19 protein-coding genes are annotated in these 20,143 nt (G+C 70.6%); 8 read left to right on the forward strand and 11 right to left on the reverse strand.

Annotation, left to right across the window (positions count from 1 at the left end; all coding sequences use genetic code 11):
• Positions 1-14 precede the first annotated feature (14 nt).
• Positions 15-962 carry a DMT family transporter gene (locus J7357_RS10695; protein ID WP_017909938.1) on the forward strand — a complete coding sequence of 316 codons (948 nt, stop codon included), beginning with the start codon at positions 15-17 and terminating at the stop codon, positions 960-962.
• A 175-nt stretch (positions 963-1,137) separates the two neighbouring features.
• Here J7357_RS10695 and J7357_RS10700 read toward each other — a convergent pair whose 3' ends face one another.
• The 3 genes from J7357_RS10700 to J7357_RS10710 form a co-directional block, all read right to left on the reverse strand.
• Complete coding sequence (locus J7357_RS10700; protein WP_209246329.1) at positions 1,138-2,205, reverse strand: sensor domain-containing diguanylate cyclase; 1,068 nt, start codon at positions 2,203-2,205, stop codon at positions 1,138-1,140.
• 133 nt (positions 2,206-2,338) lie between these two features.
• Positions 2,339-3,058, reverse strand: coding sequence for a pseudouridine synthase (locus J7357_RS10705; RefSeq protein WP_010343505.1), 720 nt, complete (start codon positions 3,056-3,058; stop codon positions 2,339-2,341).
• A 240-nt stretch (positions 3,059-3,298) separates the two neighbouring features.
• Positions 3,299-5,257, reverse strand: a complete 1,959-nt coding sequence (locus J7357_RS10710; protein WP_209246331.1) for a DEAD/DEAH box helicase — start codon at positions 5,255-5,257, stop codon at positions 3,299-3,301.
• Positions 5,258-5,520: 263 nt separating this feature from the next.
• On the opposite strand from J7357_RS10710, the gene J7357_RS10715 reads away from it, so the two are divergent.
• On the forward strand, positions 5,521-5,742 hold the full coding sequence (locus J7357_RS10715) for an RNA-binding S4 domain-containing protein (protein WP_010343502.1): 222 nt from the start codon (positions 5,521-5,523) through the stop codon (positions 5,740-5,742).
• A gap of 67 nt (positions 5,743-5,809) precedes the next feature.
• Positions 5,810-6,133, forward strand: coding sequence for a hypothetical protein (locus J7357_RS10720; RefSeq protein WP_209246333.1), 324 nt, complete (start codon positions 5,810-5,812; stop codon positions 6,131-6,133).
• Positions 6,134-6,211: 78 nt separating this feature from the next.
• Here J7357_RS10720 and ubiM read toward each other — a convergent pair whose 3' ends face one another.
• The 5 genes from ubiM to J7357_RS10745 form a co-directional block, all read right to left on the reverse strand.
• On the reverse strand, positions 6,212-7,399 hold the full coding sequence (ubiM, locus tag J7357_RS10725; protein ID WP_209246335.1) for a 5-demethoxyubiquinol-8 5-hydroxylase UbiM: 1,188 nt from the start codon (positions 7,397-7,399) through the stop codon (positions 6,212-6,214).
• Positions 7,400-7,498: 99 nt separating this feature from the next.
• The gene (locus tag J7357_RS10730; protein WP_209246337.1) at positions 7,499-7,888 is read right to left on the reverse strand and encodes an MAPEG family protein; all 390 of its coding nucleotides are present in this window, start codon (positions 7,886-7,888) and stop codon (positions 7,499-7,501) included.
• 43 nt (positions 7,889-7,931) lie between these two features.
• On the reverse strand, positions 7,932-8,519 hold the full coding sequence (locus J7357_RS10735; RefSeq protein WP_209246339.1) for a DUF4019 domain-containing protein: 588 nt from the start codon (positions 8,517-8,519) through the stop codon (positions 7,932-7,934).
• 63 nt (positions 8,520-8,582) lie between these two features.
• The gene (locus J7357_RS10740; RefSeq protein ID WP_010343497.1) at positions 8,583-8,870 is read right to left on the reverse strand and encodes a hypothetical protein; all 288 of its coding nucleotides are present in this window, start codon (positions 8,868-8,870) and stop codon (positions 8,583-8,585) included.
• Positions 8,871-8,956: 86 nt separating this feature from the next.
• Entirely contained in the window at positions 8,957-10,027 is a 1,071-nt protein-coding gene (locus tag J7357_RS10745; RefSeq protein ID WP_244667435.1) for a hypothetical protein, read from the reverse strand.
• Positions 10,028-10,208: 181 nt separating this feature from the next.
• Between J7357_RS10745 and J7357_RS10750 the strand changes: the two genes are divergently transcribed.
• The 3 genes from J7357_RS10750 to J7357_RS10760 all read left to right on the forward strand — a co-directional run bounded on the left by J7357_RS10750 (position 10,209) and on the right by J7357_RS10760 (position 13,813).
• Positions 10,209-11,681, forward strand: a complete 1,473-nt coding sequence (locus J7357_RS10750) for a DNA-3-methyladenine glycosylase 2 (protein ID WP_209246341.1) — start codon at positions 10,209-10,211, stop codon at positions 11,679-11,681.
• Positions 11,678-12,205, forward strand: a complete 528-nt coding sequence (locus J7357_RS10755; protein ID WP_209246343.1) for a methylated-DNA--[protein]-cysteine S-methyltransferase — start codon at positions 11,678-11,680, stop codon at positions 12,203-12,205. Before J7357_RS10750 ends, J7357_RS10755 begins: the two co-directional genes overlap by 4 nt.
• A 171-nt stretch (positions 12,206-12,376) precedes the next feature.
• Positions 12,377-13,813: a chloride channel protein gene (locus tag J7357_RS10760; RefSeq protein WP_209246345.1), complete on the forward strand. Its 1,437-nt coding sequence runs from the start codon at positions 12,377-12,379 to the stop codon at positions 13,811-13,813.
• Positions 13,814-13,977: 164 nt separating this feature from the next.
• Here J7357_RS10760 and J7357_RS10765 read toward each other — a convergent pair whose 3' ends face one another.
• Positions 13,978-14,163, reverse strand: coding sequence for a 30S ribosomal protein THX (locus tag J7357_RS10765; RefSeq protein WP_010343492.1), 186 nt, complete (start codon positions 14,161-14,163; stop codon positions 13,978-13,980).
• A 111-nt stretch (positions 14,164-14,274) separates the two neighbouring features.
• Entirely contained in the window at positions 14,275-14,688 is a 414-nt protein-coding gene (locus J7357_RS10770; protein ID WP_019801916.1) for a MerC domain-containing protein, read from the reverse strand.
• A 154-nt stretch (positions 14,689-14,842) separates the two neighbouring features.
• Between J7357_RS10770 and J7357_RS10775 the strand changes: the two genes are divergently transcribed.
• Positions 14,843-16,915, forward strand: a complete 2,073-nt coding sequence (locus J7357_RS10775) for a TonB-dependent receptor (RefSeq protein WP_209246347.1) — start codon at positions 14,843-14,845, stop codon at positions 16,913-16,915.
• Positions 16,916-16,969: 54 nt separating this feature from the next.
• Here the strand turns inward: J7357_RS10775 and J7357_RS10780 are convergent, their stop codons facing one another.
• Positions 16,970-17,302, reverse strand: a complete 333-nt coding sequence (locus tag J7357_RS10780) for an SMR family transporter (protein ID WP_209246349.1) — start codon at positions 17,300-17,302, stop codon at positions 16,970-16,972.
• A gap of 349 nt (positions 17,303-17,651) precedes the next feature.
• Here J7357_RS10780 and J7357_RS10785 point away from each other — a divergent pair, with 349 nt between their 5' ends.
• The gene (locus J7357_RS10785; RefSeq protein WP_209246351.1) at positions 17,652-20,042 is read left to right on the forward strand and encodes a TonB-dependent receptor; all 2,391 of its coding nucleotides are present in this window, start codon (positions 17,652-17,654) and stop codon (positions 20,040-20,042) included.
• Positions 20,043-20,143: the final 101 nt, after the last annotated feature.

The following is a 20,143-nucleotide window of genomic DNA, read 5'->3' on the forward strand; positions in this document are numbered from 1 at the left end:
GCGACAATACGCGGATGCCGATGCACCCCACCACCAAAGCCCAGCTGCAAATCCATTTCTGCGTCCTGCTGTGGGGGATCACCGCGATTCTCGGCAAGCTGATCACCCTGCCCGCGCTGCCGCTGGTGTGGTGGCGCATGCTGATGGTGGTGGCGGCGCTGGCGCTGCTGCCGCGGGTGTGGCGCGGACTGGCGGCGCTGACGCCGAAACTGGCGCTGGGCTATGCCATCGTCGGCGCCCTGGTCGGCCTGCACTGGCTCACGTTCTACGGTGCGATCAAGCTGGCCAACGCCTCGGTGGCGGCGACCTGCATCGCGCTGGCGCCGGTGTTCACCGCGGTGATCGAACCGTGGGTGGCGAAGCGGCCGTTCCGCCCCAGCGAACTGGCCTTCGGCCTGGCGGTGCTGCCCGGCGTGGCGCTGGTGGTCGGCGGGGTGCCGCACGGCATGCGCGCCGGCGTGGCGGTCGGCGCGGTGTCGGCGTTGCTGGTGGCGGCGTTCGGCTCGCTCAACAAGCGCCTGGTCGACCATGCCGATCCGCTGACCGTGACCGCGCTGGAACTGGGCGCCGGCACCCTGACCCTGACTGCGCTTGCGCCGTTGCTGCCGTTCGTGCTGCCGGCGTTGAGCGGGCCCTTGCTGGTGCTGCCCAGCCTGCACGACACCGCGCTGCTGCTGGCGCTGGCGCTGCTGTGCACGCTGCTGCCGTTCGCCCTGGCACTGGTCGCGCTGCGCCGGCTCAGCGCCTATGCGGTGCAACTGGTCACCAACCTGGAACCGGTCTACGCGATCGTGTTCGCGATCGTGCTGCTGGACGAGCAACGCCAGCTCACCGGGCTGTTCTACCTCGGCGTGGCGGTGATCCTGGGCGCGGTGTTCCTGCATCCGCTGCTGACCCGCACGCGTCCGCTCCAGCACCCGGAACTGCTGGCCACCTGCGAGGCGAAGAACGTGGTGGAGTGAGCGCTGGGGCGTTCACTCCGGGATTGGGGATTGGGGATTGGGAAGTCGGGATTGGCCGCGCCCCGTGCAGTTGCGGCATGCTCGGGAAATAGCCCCTCTCCCCCCGGGAGAGGGGTTGGGGTGAGGGTACGGCGCGAAGGCGTCCGGCGCGATTTGAGTTCGCGAGGTGGCGTGCCTACGCCGCCAGCGACACGCAATCGCGGCCGGCACGCTTGGCCTGGAACAGGCCCTGGTCGGCGCGCTTGAGCAGGGCCTCGGCGCTCTCGTGGTCCTGCAGCGTGGCCACGCCGATGCTGGCGGTCAGCGGGATGCCGAGTTGCAGCAGGCTGGTGTCCTGGCGCAGGCGCTCGCAGGTGCGCATGGCCTGCACCGCATCCATGCCGGGCAGCAACAGCGCGAATTCGCCGCCGCCGTAACGCGCCACGACGCTGTCCGGCGGCAGGCGCGCGCGCAGCATGTCAGCCAGCGCCAACAGCGCCTCGTCGCCCTTGTCGTGGCCGTGCAGGTCGTTGACGCTCTTGAAGTAGTCCAGATCCAGGATCGCCACGCTCAGCGGCGCCGAGCCCGGCTGCGCCGCCTCGGCGTGGATCATCAACGCGGTAGCGAAGGCACGGCGATTGAGCAGGCCGGTCATTGGATCGGTGCGGGCCTGCTCCAGCAACTCGGCGTTGAGCGATTCCAGCGACTCCTGGTACTGCAGCAACTGTTGCTCGTACCAGGCGCGTTCGCGCAGCTGCAGCGCCAGCGCATGGCTGCTGCGGCGCAGTTCGATCAGTTGCATCACCTGCCGCGACAGCGCCTGCAATGCCGCCAGTTGTTCCGGCTCCAGGGTGCGCGGGCGATTGTCGAGCACGCACACCGTGCCGACCGGCAAGCCCTCGCGGGTCAGCAGCGGCGCGCCGGCATAGAACCGCACCCCGCCCTCGGTGACCAGCGGATTGTGCTGGAAGCGCGCATCGGCGGTGGCGTCGGCGACCACCATGACCTGCTCCGGGGTCAGGATGGTGTGCCCGCAGAACGACTCGTCGCGCGCATTGCTCAACAGGCACACGTTGCGCTGCGCCTTCAGCCACTGGCGTTCGGCGTCCACCAGCGAGATCAGCGCCGAGGGCGTGTCGCACAGCTTGGCGGCGATGCCGACCAGATCGTCGTAGGACGCTTCCGGTTCGGTATCGAGGATCTGCAACGCATGCAGCGCCTGCAGGCGTGCGGCTTCGTTGGCGGGCTTGCGAGGCTTGATCACGGAGTACCCGGTGGAAGCGACGGTTGGCGTTGCGCAGTATGGCCAAATCCGTGGCGGACGCCAGCCCCGGCAGGGACGGCGCCCGTGCCGCCAGCCCGCGCGGCGGCGGCCGGCCGCCGGTACCGGGACGCGGTTACCACTCCTGCCGCTGCGGCAGCAGGCCGCGCAGTTCCTGTTCGGTGAGATTGCGCCATTGGCCCGGCTTCAGCGCGCCGAGCTTGATGTTGTCGATGCGCACCCGGCGCAACTGGGTGACCCGGTAGTCGAACGCCGCGGCCATCAAGCGGATCTGCCGGTTGAGTCCCTGCTCCAGCACGATGCGGAAGCCGAACTTGGCGATCCGCGCGGTGCGGCACGGCAGGGTCATCTGGTCGTGCACGCGCACCCCGCGCGCCATGCCGCGCAGGAATTCGTCGGTGACCGGCTTGTTCACCGCCACCAGGTATTCCTTCTGGTGGCGGTTCTCGGCGCGCAGGATCTCGTTGACGATGTCGCCGTTGCTGGTCATCAGGATCAGCCCCTCGGACTCCTTGTCCAGGCGCCCGATCGGGAAGATGCGCTGCTCGTGGCCGACGAAGTCGACGATGTTGCCCTTGACCGCGCTCTCGGTGGTGCAGGTCACCCCGACCGGCTTGTTCAGCGCGATATAGACGTGGCGGCGCCCGCTCTTGGCCTTGGCCCGCGCGCGCAGCGGCTGCCCGTCGACCTTGACCTCGTCGCCCTCGCCCACCACCGAGCCGACCCCGCCCGGCTGGCCGTTGACGGTCACACGGCGCGCGGCGATCAGCCGATCGGCCTCGCGGCGCGAGCAAAACCCGGTCTCGGCGATGTGCTTGTTGAGGCGGACTGACATGGGCTGGGAGCGGGGATTCGGGATTGGGGATTGGGGATTCGTCAAAGCACGTGATCGCTTACGGCGACGAGTAAGAGTAGTCAGGCAATCAAAGCGGCAGGCGGCAGGCGGACGTCGACCGGGTAGCGGCTCGCATGCCCGAGTCACCGCATGGAAGCGACCTGCCCGACGGCACGGGAGACATCGGGATCAGGGAACGCGACAACGAATCCCCAATCCCGAATCCCCAATCCCGGCCTCTCAGCGCTTCGGCGGCCCCTTGCGCGGCGGGCGGTCGGCGGCGAAGCGGCCGGCCGGGCGCGGGCCGGCGGCGTTGGGCTTGCCGCCGGGCTTGCCGGTACGGGCGAACTTCGGCTTGAACGGCGCGCCGCCGGCATCGTCGCCGTCGAGCTTGCGCATCTGCAGTTGCTGGCCGGACACCCAGACCTTCTTCAGGTGCGTCAGCAACTCGCGCGGCATGTCCGCCGGCAGGTCCAGCACCGAGTGGTCGTCGTGGATGTCGATGCGGCCGATGTACTTGCTCTCCAGCCCGGCCTCGTTGGCGATCGCGCCGACGATGTTGGCCGGCTTGACCCCATGCTGGTGGCCGACCTCGATGCGGTAGGTCTCCATGCCCACTTCCGGCGCGCCACGCGGCGCTTTCGGCGCCTTGTCGCGGCGCGGCGCCTCGAAACTGCCGACATCGCGGTGGTAGTCGAAATCCTCGCCGCGCGCAGCCGGCGCCGGACGCGCGGGCCGCTCGCCCTCGTCGCGGCGCGGCGCACGCGGTTCGCGCTCGAACTTCGGCTCGAAGCGGGGGCGCTCAGGGCGCTCGCCACGCTCGGGCCGCTCGCGCCGCTCGAAGCGTTCGCCCTGCGGCGGGCGCGGACGGTCCGGGGCCAGCAACAGCGGCGTCTCGCCCTGCAGCAGGCGCGCCAGGGCCGCGGCCACTTCCACCATCGGCACGTTCTTCTCGGCCTCGAACTTCTGCAGCAGGTCGCGGTACATGTCGATGCCGCCGCCGGAGATGGTCTCGCTGATCTTCTCCATGAAGCGGCTCACGCGCTGGTCGTTGACCGCGTCGACGCTGGGCAGCTGCATTTCCTCGATCGGCTGGCGGGTGGCGCGCTCGATCGCGCGCAGCATGCCGCGCTCGCGCGGGCTGACGAACAGGATCGCCTCGCCGCTGCGCCCGGCACGACCGGTGCGGCCGATGCGGTGCACGTAGCTTTCGGTGTCGTAGGGGATGTCGTAATTCAGCACGTGGCTGATCCGCTCCACGTCCAGGCCGCGCGCGGCCACGTCGGTGGCGACCAGGACGTCGAGCTTGCCGTCCTTGAGCTGCTGGATCACCCGCTCGCGCTGCGCCTGCTGGATGTCGCCGTTGATCGCGGCCGCGGCCAGGCCGCGCGCCTGCAGCTTCTGCGCCAGCTCGTCGGTACCGGCCTTGGTGCGGGCGAAGATGATCATCGCGTCGAACGGCTCGACCTCCAGGATCCGGGTCAGCGCGTCGAGCTTGTGCAGCCCGCTCACCGCCCAGTAGCGCTGGCGGATGTTGGCCGAGGTGGTGGTCTTGGAGGCGATGATCACCTCGGCCGGGTCGTTCAGATAGGTCTGCGCGATGCGCTTGATCGCCGGCGGCATGGTCGCCGAGAACAGCGCCACCTGGCGCGACTCCGGCAGCTTCTTCAGCACCGCCTCGACGTCGTCGATGAAGCCCATGCGCAGCATCTCGTCGGCTTCGTCGAGCACCAGCGTCTTCAGTTCGGACAGGTCCAGGGTGCCCCGGTCCAGGTGATCGATCACCCGCCCCGGGGTGCCCACCACCACGTGCACGCCGCGCTTGAGCGCCGACAGTTGCTGCACGTAGGGCTGGCCGCCGTACACCGGCAGCACCTGGAAGCCGGGGATCGCCGCGGCATAGCGATGGAACGCCTCGGCCACCTGGATCGCCAGTTCGCGGGTGGGCGCCAGCACCAGCGCCTGCGGCTTGCGCTGGGCGAAATCCAGCCGCGACAGGATCGGCAGCGCGAACGCGGCGGTCTTGCCGGTGCCGGTCTGCGCCTGGCCGAGCAGATCGCGGCCGGTCAGCAGCGCCGGGATGGTGGCGGCCTGGATCGGCGACGGCGACTCGTAGCCGACGTCGGCGACCGCCTTCATCACAGCAGGGGAGAGGCCGAGATCTGCGAACAGCAGCGGCGCGGGGGTATCTTGGGACATGGGAGACTCCGGGGGCGCCGCAGAGAACCGGCAGGCGCAAAGAAGCCCCTATTGTGCGCCCTGACGGGCCGCATGTCGAAAGCAGGTGAAGGGCACCGTTCAGGCGTGACCCGCTCCGCACTGCCGGACGACGGCCTTGGCGCGGGGTGCACAAGGCGCGGCGCAGCGGCCCGCCGCCGCGGCAACAGCCTGCAGCCAGCGACACGCTGGGCGTTTTGTCCGCGAATGACCGACAATGGGCGCCGATTTCCGAGCAGCCCCCAATGCAGACCATCGATCTTCAGCTAGAAAGCGACTACGTGGAACTCAAGCACCTGTTGAAACTGACCGGCCTGTGCGACAGCGGCGGCGCGGCCAAGGCCGTGATCAGCGAAGGCCAGGTGCGCGTGGACGGTGAGGTCGAACTGCGCAAGGCCTGCAAGGTGCGCGCGGGCCAGGTGGTGCAACTGGGCGACGTGCAGGTACAGGTGCTCGGCAAGCTGTGACCGCCCTCGGCGCGCCCGACCTGCCACGCAACGGCCTACGGTGCCGGGCAATGCGGGGTGCCGAACGATGCTGATCGAACTCGGCGCCCGCAACATCGCGCCGTCCGCGGAACATCCGCGCCACGACGTGTACATCGTGCAGCTCGATCCCGACGCGGAGCGCCCGTTCTGCCTGGGCCAATCCATCTGCGGCGGGCATGCCGAGCGCGGCGGCTCCATCCACCTGGCGCTGGACGAACTGGAGGCCTGGCCTGGCGACTGGCGCCAGCACCTGCGCCATGCCGGCTGCGCCTGGGCCATCGCCCCGATCGAAGCGGCGCAGCGCGGCGGCGACCTGCAAGCCGCCCTCGCCGAGCTCGTCGCCGGCGCGGCGCAACCGCGTTCACCCTGAAGGCTTGCCTTGCGGCCGCCACGACAACCACCACATCGCATGTGCCGACGCGCCGATCCGCTCGCCGCGTGCCTGACCTCAGCGCCCCATCGCCGCCACGCGCTGGGTCAGGTGCGCGGCGATCGCGCGCTTGAACGGCGCGACCCGGTCGGCCACGCGCAGCGCGGCGCTGCGCAGGGCGCGCGCCGGCAGGCGGTCGTCGGTGTAGAGCGCGGCGATCGCATTGGTCGCCTCGTACAGCGGACGGGTGGCCAGGCGGTGTCCGCGCTGGTAGCCGGCCAGCAAGGCCGGCGCGGCGATGTCGCCGCCGCGCGCAACCGCGTCGTGCAGCGCGCGCGCCAGCCGCGCCTGGCTCTGCAGGCCGAAGTTGAAGCCATGCGCGGTCACCGGATGCATGCCCACCGCGGCGTCGCCGATCAAGGCATAGCGCTCGGCAACGAAGCGCTGCGCGTACACCGCCACCAGCGGATAGGCCTGCGGCCGCACCAGCGGCGTCATCGCCCCGAGGCGATGCTCGAAGCAGGCGCCGATCTCCGCCCCCAACGCCGCCTCGTCCATCTGCAGCAGCGCCTGCGCGCGCTCCGGCGGCAGGGTCAGCACCGCCGAGGCCTGGTTGCCGTGCAGTGGCAGCAGCGCCATGGTGCGGCCGTAACCGAACCACTCCCAGGCCGTTTGATGGTGCGGACGTTCATGGCGCACCCGGCACACCAGCATGGTGCGACCGAAATCGCGCAACTGCGCGCCGATTCCGCTCATGCGCCGCGTGCTGGAAAAACGGCTGTCGGCCGCCACCACCAGCCGCGCGGCCACGCTGCGCCCGTCGGAGAGCTGTAGTTGCGCCTGGCGCGCGTCGCGGCGCAGCGCCTGCACCGAGACTCCATCGAGCAGGGTCAGGCCGGGCTGGCCCTGCACCGCGGCGAACGCGGCGCGGCGGATCAGGTGATTGGGCACCAGCCAGCCCAGGTCGCCACGATCGCCCTCGCCCGCGGCGAAGGTCAGCGCGAACGGCGAGGAACCGTTCATCACCCGCGCATCGCGCAGCGGCGCGATCGCCTGCGGGTCGATCCGCGCCCACAGGTCCAGTTGTTCCAGCAACGCCCGCGAGGCATGGGTCAGGGCGATTTCGCGGCCGTCGAAGGCGGCCTCGGCCAACGCCGCGCGCGGCTGCGGCTCGATCAGCGCCAGCGACAGGCCGCTGCCGGCCAGCGACCGGGCGAAGCACAGGCCGGCAGGGCCGGCCCCGACGATGGCGATATCCACTTGCATGCGGCGACTCCGTGATCGGACCCGGCCAGCATACGACCGCCGCGCACCGCGTCCTTGATCTGGATCAGCGCTGCGACGATCGGTCGCAGTGCGGCGCGCTCAGAACAGCGCCCACACCAGTTGCAGGATCGCCCACAGCGACACCACCCACACCAGGCTGCGCACGTACGGCACGCCGGCCGCGTACAGCGGCACATAGGCCACCCGCGCCCACAAATAGATTTGCGCCGACAGCGCGGTGTGCGCATCGCCCCTGCCCAGCGCGGCCACCGCCACCGCGGCGGCGGCGAAGAACGGGAAGGTCTCCAGGAAATTGCGCAGCGCGCGATCCAGGCGCCCGGCCACGCCGGCCGGCGGCGGTTGCGGCGCATCGCGTGCTCCCGCGTTCCACTTCAAGCCGCGTTGTGCAGTGACGAAGGCGGAGGCGAGCAGCAGTTGCACGATCCCGAGCAGGATCGCCCAGGCCAGCATGCGGATTTCGGTGGGCATCGGAGCCTCATCGGGAACGGAAAGATGGCGCGCAGCATGCCGCTCAATCGGGCATGGCGACGTGATAACCGACTAGGCGCCAGGTCTTGTCCTCGTCCAGCCGCAACGACACCAGTTCGCGCACCGGCTGCGGCGCATTGGCGAAGCGGCTGGGGAAACTGATGTTGACGTAGGTGCCCGGCGGCACCTGCGAGCCGGCGGCGTACTGCACCCGCGCCACGCTGGCGACGCCGCGGCCGAGCAGCGCGCCCAGTCGGGCGCGCGCGGCGTCGATTTCGCGCACGAACACCGCGCGCGTCACCGCCTTCTTCGCCACCGCCGAGGCGCCGTCCCACAGCTCGCCGGTGCGCCCGGCGTCGACCAGTTGCGCGGCGCGCAGGCCGGCCTGCGCCATCTGCGCATCCTGCTTGGCCAGCGGTCCAGGCGCGGGCGCGGCGGGGCCGGCATGGCGCGGCGCCGGTTTCGGGGCTGCCGCGGGCGTGCCAGCAGGTGCGGCGGGTGCCGCTGGCGGGGCAGTCGTCGGCGCGGGCGCAGGCGATGCCGGGGGCGTGGTCTGCGCGGAAGCGACGCCAGCGACGAGCGCCAGCAGGACGAGCGTAAGGCGGAACGGGACGGAGATGGACAAGGACATCGCTCGGCAGCGGCGGTGGCAAGGGCCGCAGTCTACGCGGCCTGTGCGGACCAGCGCAGCGGCCTACGGCGTCTCCTCGCCCGCCACGACCGCAGTCTCGCTCGCCACTGCCGCAGCCGCGGTCGGGGCGGCGTAGCGCTGCCGGTGCCAGGCGCGCCAGCTGGCCCACAGCGCCCAGGCGGTCGCCGCCAGCAGGGCGAGCAGACTCAGCAGCGAGCCGGTCCGCGCCAGCCAGGGCGCGTGCAGGCCGTTGGCGAGGTGCAGCAGCACTTCGGCGATCACGAAGCCGCCCAACGCCAGCAACGCTGGGGGCAGATACAGCCGCAGCATCAAGCGGGTTCCGGCGGCCATGCGCGTGCTCCGGGATGGAATGTGGCGACGCTAGCCCCGCGTCCATGCCCACCACGTGAATGGGCACCGCGCGCCGCAGCGGCCGTTCAGGCGCCGGGCGAGGCCAGCGGCAGTGTCGCCACGTCGATCTCCGACAGCGGGCTCTCCGCCGGACAGGCCTGGTCCGGGAACCCGAAGCGCTGCTTCAGCGCCTGGCCGCAGGCGGTCAGGCTCTCCAGATCCACGTCTTTTTTGGTCTTGCACTCCTGGTCGAAGGCGACCAGGAACGCATCCTTGCGCCGCACGAAATCATCGCCGCACTTGCGCAACTGCTTGATCCGCTCCAGGTCGTCCTGCACCGCGTTGGTGCCATCGAGCCCGTATTGCTTGAGTTCGTCGCTGCTGAGCAGGCGCAGGCTGCGGTTGGGCACGGTCATCATCAGGTCGGCCACCGCCACCGCCACGCCGTTGCGCTCCAGGTAGTCCTTGACGTTGCCATAGACCTCCTGCAACTCGCGATTGAGTTCGGCGCGCGAAGTCGCGGTGGAACTGATCCGCATCATCCGGTGGATGCCGACCTTGCCGGAGATCAGCCGGTTGTCGCCGGCGGCCAGCACGAACACGCAGGCGCTGTGGCAGACCGAACCTTCGCGCACCCACACGGTCCAGCCGGATTCGCCGATCGCGTCGCCGGCGCGGATCGCCGCCTCGACCTGGCCGCCGCTGGAATCGAGGTCGAGCACGCGCTTGCCGATGCCGCTCTGCCTGGCCACCTCGGCCAGGCGCCGCACCATCTCGGCGAAGCCGGCGTTGATCTTGCCGACATAGCGCACCCGCATCAGCCCGCGCTCGCGGCACGGCGCCAGCGCCGCTTCCACGGCTGGCCGGTCCAGCCCGGCCAGCGGCTGGCCGTCGCCGGCCTCGGCGGCGTAGTCGGTGTCGCAACTGACGAAGGCCTCGCCGTTCTCCAGGGTGGCCTCGTCCCAGGCCTGCGGGTCGCGCTTGGGCGCGACCGCGTGCGGCGGTGGCGCCGGCGGCGTGCCGATCGAGACCATGTGCTCGCCGTCGGCGGAGGGGCTGTCGGCGACGGTGCGCGGTGCCGACGCCGGCTGCTGCCCGCAGGCCAACAGGCCCAGGCAACACAGCGACAACCAGCAGAGTCTGAACGGAGCAGCCAAGCGCAGGATCCACGGCGAACACGGAACGCAGGCGCAGCGCGCCCGCCGACCTAGTCTAGTGCGGCAGCGCGGAACGTCCCCAACTGCGCCTAAACCGCGGGTACCTCGGCCACGCGAGCGCGACGGCATTGCTGTCCGAAAACGGCCAGTGCGCCGCGCCGGGGCCGACTAGACTGGCGCCATGCCCGCCCTCGCCGCCGCCGATCACGCCCTCTACGACCGCGCCCGCCAGTCGCGCGATGCGCGCTTCGACGGTGTGTTCTTCACTGCGGTGCGCAGCACCGGCATCTACTGCCGGCCGGTCTGCCCGGCACCGCCGCCCAAGCGCAGCAACGTGCGCTACTACCCCAGCGCCGCGGCCGCCGCGGCCGCCGGCTACCGGCCGTGCCTGCGCTGCCGTCCCGAACTGTCGCCGGAAGCGCAGCAGCAGGTGGGCGAAGAGGTGGTGCGGCGCGCACTGGCGCTGATCGCCGAGGGCGCGCTGCAGGACGCCAGCGTCGCCGCACTGGCCGCCGAACTGGGGATCAGCGCGCGCCAGTTGCAGCGGCTGTTCGTGGCCCAGCTCGGCGCCACCCCGGCGGCGGTGCACGCCACCCGGCGTCTGTTGCTGGCCAAGCAACTGCTCACCGAGACCGCGCTGCCGATCACCCAGGTGGCGCTGGCGGCCGGCTTCAACAGCCTGCGCCGCTTCAACGCCGCGTTCCTCGACGGCTGCGGCATGCCGCCCTCGGCGATCCGCAAGCAGCGCGCCGAGAGTCCCGGCGGCGACCTGGTGCTGCGCCTGGGCTATCGGCCGCCGCTGGACTTTCCGGCGATGCTGGCGTTCCTGCGCAAGCGCGCGATCCCCGGCATCGAGCGGATCGGCGAGGCCAGCTACGAGCGCGTGCTCGGCCCCTGCGAGGCCTCCACCCGCATCCGCGTCGAGGCCGATCCGCAGCGCCACGAACTGCGCCTGCACATCGCCGCGGCCGATCCGCGCGCCATTCCCGACATCGTGCGGCGGGTGCGCCGGGTGTTCGACCTGGATGCCGACCTGCGCGCGGTACACGCCACGCTCGGCGAGGATCCGCTGCTGGCGCGCGCCATCGCGCGGCGCCCCGGATTGCGTGTGCCAGGCGGTTGGGACGGGTTCGAAGTGGCGGTGCGCGCGGTGCTCGGCCAGCAGGTCAGCGTGGCCGGCGCCGCGACCCTGGCCGCGCGCCTGGTCGAGCGTCATGGCGCCGTGCGGCCCGGCCAACCGCCGGGGCTGGACCGCGCCTTCCCGACGCCGCAGGCGCTGCGCGACGCGCCGCTGGAAGCGATCGGCCTGCCGCGCTCGCGGGCGGCGACGATCCGTGCGCTGGCGCAGGCGGTACTGGACGGCCGCCTGTCCTTCCGCGCCGGCCAGCGCCTGGACGACTTCGTCGCCCACGCCATCACCTTGCCCGGCATCGGCGCCTGGACCGCGCAGTACATCGCCCTGCGTGCGCTCGGCCAACCCGACGCCTTCCCCGCCGGCGACCTGGTGCTGCAACGCATGCTCGGCGAAGGCGGCGCACGCCTGAGCGAACGCGCCACCGAGGCGCGCGCGCAGGCCTGGCGGCCCTGGCGCGCCTACGCGGTGCTGCACCTGTGGCACCTGGCCAACGATCCTCCCGAGGAGACCCGCGCATGACCGCGTCCCCACTGTCCTACGACCGTTTCGACACCCCGATCGGCATGCTCACCGTCGCCGTCGGCGCCGATGGCGTGCGCCACATCCTGTTCCCCGAGAACCGCTACGACGCCCGCGGCCGCGCCGACTGGGTGCACGATCCGGCGCCGGTGCGCGCCGCGCGCGAGCAACTGCTGGCCTACTTCGCCGGCGAGCGCGACCACTTCGACCTGCCGCTTGCGCCGCACGGCACCGACTTCCAGAAGCGGGTGTGGCTGGCGCTGGCCGAGATCCCGTTCGGCGCGACCTGGAGCTACGCGCAACTGGCGCAGCATCTCGGCCAGCCGCGCGCGGTGCGTGCGGTTGGCGCCGCCAACGGGCGCAACCCGCTGCCGATCGTGCTGCCCTGCCATCGGGTGATCGGCGCCAATGGCGCGCTCACCGGCTTCGGTGGCGGCCTGCCGACCAAGGCGGCGCTGTTGGCGCTGGAGCGGCGCGCGGGTGGCAGCGCGGCCGCCGGCACCATGGCGCCGCTGTTCGGCTGAGCGTGTCGGCCACACGGGGGCGGCGATCGACGTCCATCCCTGGCTTGAACCACCTGCTCCCTCTCCCTGCCGCGCCCGACGACGGCGATCCGCCGGCGCCGCGCTGAGCGCCAAGGCAACGGCCGCGGCGCGCCGGCGTCCGCCCAGGGCGACGCGTGCGACAATAGGCCGATGCACTCGCCCGATTCCGCGCAACCGCCGCGCCTGCGCCATCGTCTGCGCCCGCTGATCTCGCAGGAGAGCTGGAAGCAGCGCGCCGTGCTGTGGGGCGGCGCGGTGGCGGTGGCGCTGGTCTCCATCGTCTTCGCCAAGGCCAGCGACGCCGCCTTCCATCTGTTCCAGCGGATCATCGGGCATTCGCCGTGGTGGGCGCTGCTGCTGACCCCAAGCGTGTTCGCCCTGCTGGCCTGGCTGACCAACGGCGCACTGCGCCCCACCCGCGGCAGCGGCATCCCGCAGGTGATCGCCGCGCTGGAACGTCCCGACGACGGCTTCCGCCAGGCCAACCTGTCGCTGCGCGTGTCCGCGGGCAAGCTGATGCTGACCACCATGGCCCTGTTCGGCGGCGCCTCGATCGGCCGCGAAGGCCCGACCGTGCACGTCGGCGCCAGCCTGATGTACGTGTTCGGGCGCTGGTTCGGCTTTCGCGATGCGCGCCAGGCCAGCCATTTCCTGCTGGCCGGCGGCGCCGCCGGCATCGCCGCGGCGTTCAACACGCCGCTGGCCGGCGTGGTGTTCGCCATCGAGGAACTGAGCGGACGCTTCGAGCACAACTTCTCCGGCACCCTGCTGACCGCGGTGATCGTCGGCGGCGTGATTTCGCTGGGCCTGCTCGGCGACTACACCTACTTCGGCCGGGTCGCCACCGCCGGCCTGCCGCTGGGCAAGGCGTGGCTGGCGATCCTGCTGTGCGGCGTGGTCGCCGGCCTGCTCGGCGGCGCCTTCGCGCGCATGGTGCTGCTCACCGTCGCCGGCAAGCCGCGCTGGCTGGGCGAACTGCGCCGGCGCCAGCCGGTGCTGCTGGCCGCGCTGTGCGGTCTGGCGCTGGTGCTGCTGGGCCTGATCTTCGGCACCGGCGCGTTCGGCACCGGCTACGAGCAGGCGCGCAGCCTGGTGCAGGGGCATGCCAGCGTCGGCCACGAATTCGGCCTGATGAAACTGCTGGCGAACCTGGTGTCCTACGTGGCCGGCATCCCCGGCGGCCTGTTCTCGCCGGCCCTGGCGGTCGGCGCCGGGCTGGGCCACAACCTGGCCGTGCTGATGCCGGGCGTGGACCCGCGCATCTTCGTGCTGCTGGGCATGTGCGCCTATCTCACCGGCGTCACCCAGGCACCGCTGACCTCGGCGGTGATCTCGCTGGAACTCACCGACAGCAGCGACATGCTGCTGCCGATCCTGGCGACGGTGCTGATCGCCCGCGGCGCTTCGGCGCTGGTCTGCCGCACGCCGATCTACCGCGGCCTGGCCGAGCTGTTGCTGGTGGCGCCGCCGCCGGCGCCCACGCCGCCCGCGGAAGAGGAAACGCCGACCTCGCTGGTGGCCGACCTGGCCGGCAGCGACCACGACGACGATCGCGACGACCACCCCACCGCGCCACGCCCGCACTGACTGGCGGCGCGTGCCCGGCGCTGGTGCGACCGGAAAGCGCGCTGCCACTGCCGCTTCCGCGGCAGGACCGCCGCCGGCCGCCTGGCGGCGACGGCCAGGGATCACACGGACATAAAAAAAACGCGGCGCAAGCGCCGCGTTCTTCGTCGCACCCGGTGGCTGGCTCAGCCGGCCTTGGCGACCGTCTTCTTGGCCACGGCCTTCTTCACCGCCGGCGCCTTGACCACCGACTTCTTCGCGGCCGGCGCGGCAGCGCCCACGGCCACCTTGCTCACGCTGTGCGAGCGCGAATTGCCGTAACTGGCGTTGTAGCGCTTGCCCTTGGCGGTCTTGCGGTCACCCTTACCCATGCTCATCGACTCCTGAATGTATGTGCGAAAACCCCCGCGCGATGCACGGGGTTTGGCGAGGCCAACGCGGTCGGCGCCCTCGCGCAAGGGCGGCAAGCCTACCACGTGCGCTCAATGGGCGCAGCTTGCGTCGTGCACGTGGCCGTGGTTCAGGCGCAGGTTGAGCAGGTGCGCCAGCCCGACCAGGGTACCGCCGAAGGTCATGATCGCCGCGTGCGGCGCCACTGCATGATGCAGCGCCGGCACCAGCAGGCCGGCCCACAGTGCCAGCAAGCCGAGGATGAGCAATCCCAGCGCCTGCCAGACGCGGTGGCGGCGATAGCCAAGCACCAGGCTGAACAGGCCCAGGCAGGTCACGAACAGCACCAGGGTGCGCTCCACGCCCTCGCCCAGCCACATCGCCAGGCCCAGCGACGGCAGCACCGCCAAGGCCAGCGGCAGCACCGCGCAATGCACTGCGCACAGCAACGAACCCGTTGCGCCAAGGCGGTCGAGCGCGGCACGCAGATCGAACGGTGAGGACATGACGGTCGGCACGGGTTGAAAGTGTTACGGAATAATATAACATTCGGCCGCCGGCGACCAGCGCGTCCCGTGCCTCTTCCTCGACCGTCCGCCGCCATTGCGCGGCGCCGGTGGTGCGCGCGTCGCCCCGAATGTCCCTTCTGATGGAATGCCCATGCCCGCTCCCCGTCCTGCCCTGCTCCGCCGTTCCGCCCTGTCCCTGGCCCTGCTTGGCCTGCTGAGTCCGTCGCTGGCCCTGGCCGCCGACCCCACCGCCACGACCACCGCGGCCGATGCCACGCCGCCGGCGAGCGACAGCCGCCACGGCGCCGGCCACACCCAGGACCGGCACGTGAAGGACATGGACCAGGTGGTGGTGACCGCCAGCCCGCTGCGCGATGCCGCCGGCGCGCTGAGCCAGCCGGTGGACGTGCTCGCCGGCGAGCGCCTGGACGAGAACCGCGGCGCCAGCATCGGCGAGACCGTGGCCAGCCTGCCGGGCGTGCAGAGCTCCAATTTCGGCCCCGGCGTGGGCCGGCCGATCATCCGCGGCCTCGACGGCCCGCGCGTGGCGGTGCTCAACGACGGCCTGTCCTCGCAGGACGTGTCCACGGTCAGCCAGGACCATTCGCCGGCGGTGGAGTCGTTCCTGGCCGATCAGATCGAAGTGCTGAAAGGTCCGTCCACCCTGCTGTACGGCTCCGGCGCCATCGGCGGCGTGGTCAACGTGGTCGACGGGCGCATCGCCGAGACCCCGGTCGACGGCGTGCACGGCCGTGCCGAGGCGCGCTGGGAAGGCGGCGACAAGAGCGGCAACACCGACATGTTCCGCGTCGATGCCGGCAACGGCAGCGGCCTGTCGATCCACGCCGACGGCGTGTACCGCAACCTGAAGGACTACGACACGCCGGAAGGCCCGCAGCTCAACTCGTTCGTCAAGTCCAAGGTCGGCTCGATCGGCAGCTCGCTGGCCGGCGACTGGGGCTTCGTCGGCGTGTCGGTCTCGCGCTTCCGCGACGACTACGGCAACCCGGGCGAACCCGGTGACCCGGCTGCCGGCGAGCGCGGCGTCTCGCTGCAGCTGCACCAGGACCGCTTCGAGCTCAAGGGCGCGCTGAACGACCCGTGGGGCGACGGCAGCGCGCTGCGCTACAGCTTCGGCCACACCGCCTACACCCACACCGAATTCGAAGGCGCGGAGGTCGGCACCAAGTTCGACAAGCGCGCCAACGAAGGCCGCGTGGAGGCCTCCTTCGGCCTGGGCAGCGGCTGGCAGACCGCGGTCGGCGTGCAGGGCAGCGACTCGACCTTCCAGGCCATCGGCGAAGAAGCCTTCGTGCCGAAGACCGATACCCGCGCCATCGGCGTGTTCGCGCTGGCGCGCAACAGCTGGGACCGCGTGCAGGCCGAAGTCGGCGCGCGCGTGGACAAGACCAAATACGAGACCGACACCGGCGTGGACCGCGACTTCACCCCGAAGAGCCTGTCGCTGAGCGGCGGTTTCCGCTTCAACGAACAGTGGCGCCTGACCGCCAACCTCGACCACGCCGAGCGCACCCCGGCCGAGGAAGAGCTGTTCGCCAACGGCCCGCACATCGCCACCCTCGCCTACGAGATCGGCAACCCCGATCTGAAGACCGAAAAGGCCAACCAGGCCGAACTGGGGCTGATCTTCAAGAACGACTGGGTGGATGCCAAGGTGGCCGGCTACTACAACCGCTACGACGACTTCATCTACATCGTCGACACCGGCGGCCAGTGGTACCACGAGGAAGACAACGACTTCCTGCCGATCCGCCAGTGGACCCAGGCCGATGCGATCTTCCATGGCTTCGAAGGCGAGGCCACCTTCCACCTGGCCGACAACGACAGCGGCGCCTGGGACCTGCGCGTGTTCGGCGATACCGTGCGCGCGCGGTTGAAGGACGGCGGCAACCTGCCGCGCATCGCGCCGGCGCGCTACGGCGCGCAGCTGCGTTGGGACGCCAGCCACTGGCGCGCCGCGCTGGGCGCCACCCGCTACCAGAAGCAGGACAAGGTGGCGGTCAACGAGACCCCGACCGCCGGCTACACCCTGGTCGATGCGCACCTGGCCTATCACGTCGATGCCGGCAGCACCGCCTGGGAAGTGTTCCTGGACGGCAACAACCTGACCAACCAGGACGCGCGCGTGCACACCTCGTTCCTCAAGGACGAGGTCATGCTGCCCGGCCGCAGCGCCTCGTTCGGCGTGCGCCTGTTCTTCTGATCGGCACGTTTGCCGCAGCGTGAGGAGGCCGCCTTCGGGCGGCCTTTTCTTTGGTTAATGCGGCGCGCTGCGCGAGAACACGTTGATCACCACCACGCCGGCGACGATCAGCGCCATGCCGACGACCGCCGGCGGATCCAGCGCCTGGCCGAACCGCCACCACGCCAGCAGCGAGATCAACACGATGCCGATGCCCGACCAGAGCGCATAGGCCACACCCACCGGCACGCTGCGCAGGGTCAGCGACAGCAAGTAAAAGGCGATGCCATAGCCGCACAGCGCCAGCAGCGTCGGCCACAGCCGGGTGAAGCCCTCGCTGGCCTTCAGCGCCGAGGTCGCGACCACCTCGGCGAGGATGGCCACCAGCAGGAACAGCCAGTTCTTCATTGCAGAACGCTCTTGCATACACGCGCGCCACGATAGCAAGTGGCGCGTGGCGACGATGGCGACGGCGTTTTCCCGATTACCCAGGTGCAACCGTGCATGCACAGGCAACGCCACGCTGCGCAGTACACGCCGTGCGCGGCGGTGCGATGGCGGCCTGCGTGGGCAACCTGTCACGCAAACCTCCTCCTTACCGCGCTGCACAACAGCCCAAGCGCTGGACGGCGTTACAAAGGGCGCCGCGCGTCGCCCCCTGCTTCGCGCCATACCGGCCGATACGACGCGGCCGCGCGCTGCACGCGCGTGCCGCACCCCGGCCGATCGTTCCGAATGAAGAAAGGAGAGATTCTTCATGCATCTTGCGCCGCTTCGTCATCTGCTGCCCCTGTCCATCGCCGCCACCCTGCTCGCGCCTCCCGCGCTGGCGCAGACCGCCGACGCGCCCGCTGCGCCGGCAACGCAACCCGACGCCACCACCCTGGATACCGTGGTCGTCAGCGGCACTGCGCGCTTCAGCGGCCTGCGCAAGCGCGACGCGAGTTTCTCGATCACCACCGCCACACCCGAACAGATCCAGCAGGCGGTGCCGCAGAGCAGTGCCGACCTGCTGAAGATCGTGCCCGGCGTGTGGGCCGAGCCCAGCGGCGGCGGCACCGGCGCCAACATCTTCGTGCGCGGCATGCCGTCGGAAGGCGATGCGCCGTTCGTCACCTTCCAGCTCGATGGCGCTCCGCTGTTCCCGCCGCCGACCCTGTCTTTCCTGGAAAACTCCACGCTGTTCCGCACCGACGACACCATCGAACGCATGGAAGTGCTGCGCGGCGGTTCCAGCCCGATCTTCTCCAACGGCCAGGCCGGCATCACCGTCAACTTCATCCAGAAGAAGGGCCAGGACGAGCCGGAAGGCAGCGTGCGCCTCACCGGCGGCAGCGACGCCCTGCGCCGCATCGATCTGTTCAACAGCGGGCCGATGGGCAACGGCTGGTACTACAGCATTGGCGGCTTCTTCCGCGAGACCGACGGCGTGCGCGACCCGCAGTTCCCCGCCGACAAGGGCGGCCAGTTCAGCGCCACCCTGAGCAAGCGCTGGGACAGCGGCGAGCTGTCGTTCTATGCGCGCCATACCGACGACAACAACGCCTTCTACACCGCGATTCCGCTGCTGTCGCGCAACAACGGCAGCGACCTGTCCAGCTTTCCCGGCCTCGACGCGCAGCACGGCACGCTGCTGAGCAACGACTTCCGCAACGTCACCCTGCCGGTCGGCCCCAACGGCCAGACCATCCGGCGCGACCTCGGCGACGGCCGCGGCGTCAACATCGACGTGTTCGGCGGCGAGCTGAACTGGCAACTGGGCGACTGGACCCTGGCCGACCGCTTCAACGTCATGGGCGGCACCGCGCCGACCTATGCGCTGTTCACCGGCGACGCGCCGCAGCGGCTGGGCGATTTCATCGCCGGCTACGGCAGCACCGGCAACGCGCGCTATACCAATGGCGGCGGCGCGGTCGATCCCAACCAGCAGGTACTGGAAGCCGGCTGGTGGTCGGTGGACAAGCGCCTGAACTCCTTCACCAACGATCTGCGTCTGAGCCGCACGCTGTTCGCCGGCAACACGCTGACCGTGGGCAGCTACTACGCCAGGTACACCTCCAACGACACCTGGTACCTCGGCAACACCATGCTGCTGACCGCGCAGAACCATGCGCGGCGCATCGACGTGACGCTGGACGACGGCCGCCAGCCGACCCGCGACGGCTTCACCAGCACCGCCTTCCTGGCGCTGCGCGCGCATTACGAGGGCGAGAACGCCGCGGTGTTCGTCGCCGACGAATGGGAACTGGACGAGCGGTTGCGCCTGGACCTGGGCGTGCGCTACGAGCGCCAGCGCGTCACCGGCACAGTGCACGACACGGCCACCGTGGACCTGGACGGCAATCCGGCCACGCTCTACGACAACGCCACCTCGATCTCGCTGCCGAGCGCGCGGCGCATCGACCAGGACGACAACGCGCTGTCGTGGACGGCCGGATTGAACGTCAAGCTCGACGCGCACAACAGCGTGTTCGCGCGGGTCAATTCCGGGGTCAAGTTTCCCGGCTTCGACAACCTGCGCGACGGCCAGACCAAGGTGCAGGACATCCGGCAGTACGAACTGGGATTGAAGTCGGGTGCGGCCAACTACGATCTGTACCTGACGGCGTTCTACAACACCTTCAAGAATTCGCCGTTCCAGGCCTTCCTGGCCAACGGCAGCAACTTCACCACGGTCGGCGATTCGCGCGCCTACGGCCTGGAGGTGGAAGGCGCGATCCGCCCGTTCGGCGGCTTCGAACTGGCCGGGACGGGGGTGTGGCTGGACGCGAAGTATCGCAACTACCGCGAATACACCGGCAACCAGGTCATGCGCCAGCCAAAGCGCCAGTTCCGGCTGACGCCGAGCTACTACTGGATGCTGCCGTTCGGCGACCTGCGCGTGTTCGCGACCTATTCCTACATCGGCGAACGCTACGCCGACCTGGCCAACAGCCAGCGCCTGCCGTCCTACGACATGCTCGACGTCGGTGCCAGCCTGCACAGCGGCGAGCACTGGGAGCTCACCGTCAGCGGCAGCAACGTGACCGACACGCTGGGCCTGACCGAAGGCAATGTACGCGTGCCCGGCGCGGCCACCGGCGGCGTGTTCATGGGCCGCCCGATCGCCGGCCGCCAGTATCAGGTGTCGGTGGCGTATCGCTGGTAGCGCGTGCCGCATCGCAGACGCACGTGACGCCATCGCCATACTGACGTCGCGTTGCGCCAGCCACGACAGGCCCAATTGGCCGCCTGTCGTGGCGGCAATCG

Origin of the sequence: Xanthomonas sp. D-109, assembly GCF_017746095.1 — a bacterium.
Taxonomy (GTDB): domain Bacteria; phylum Pseudomonadota; class Gammaproteobacteria; order Xanthomonadales; family Xanthomonadaceae; genus Xanthomonas_A; species Xanthomonas_A sacchari.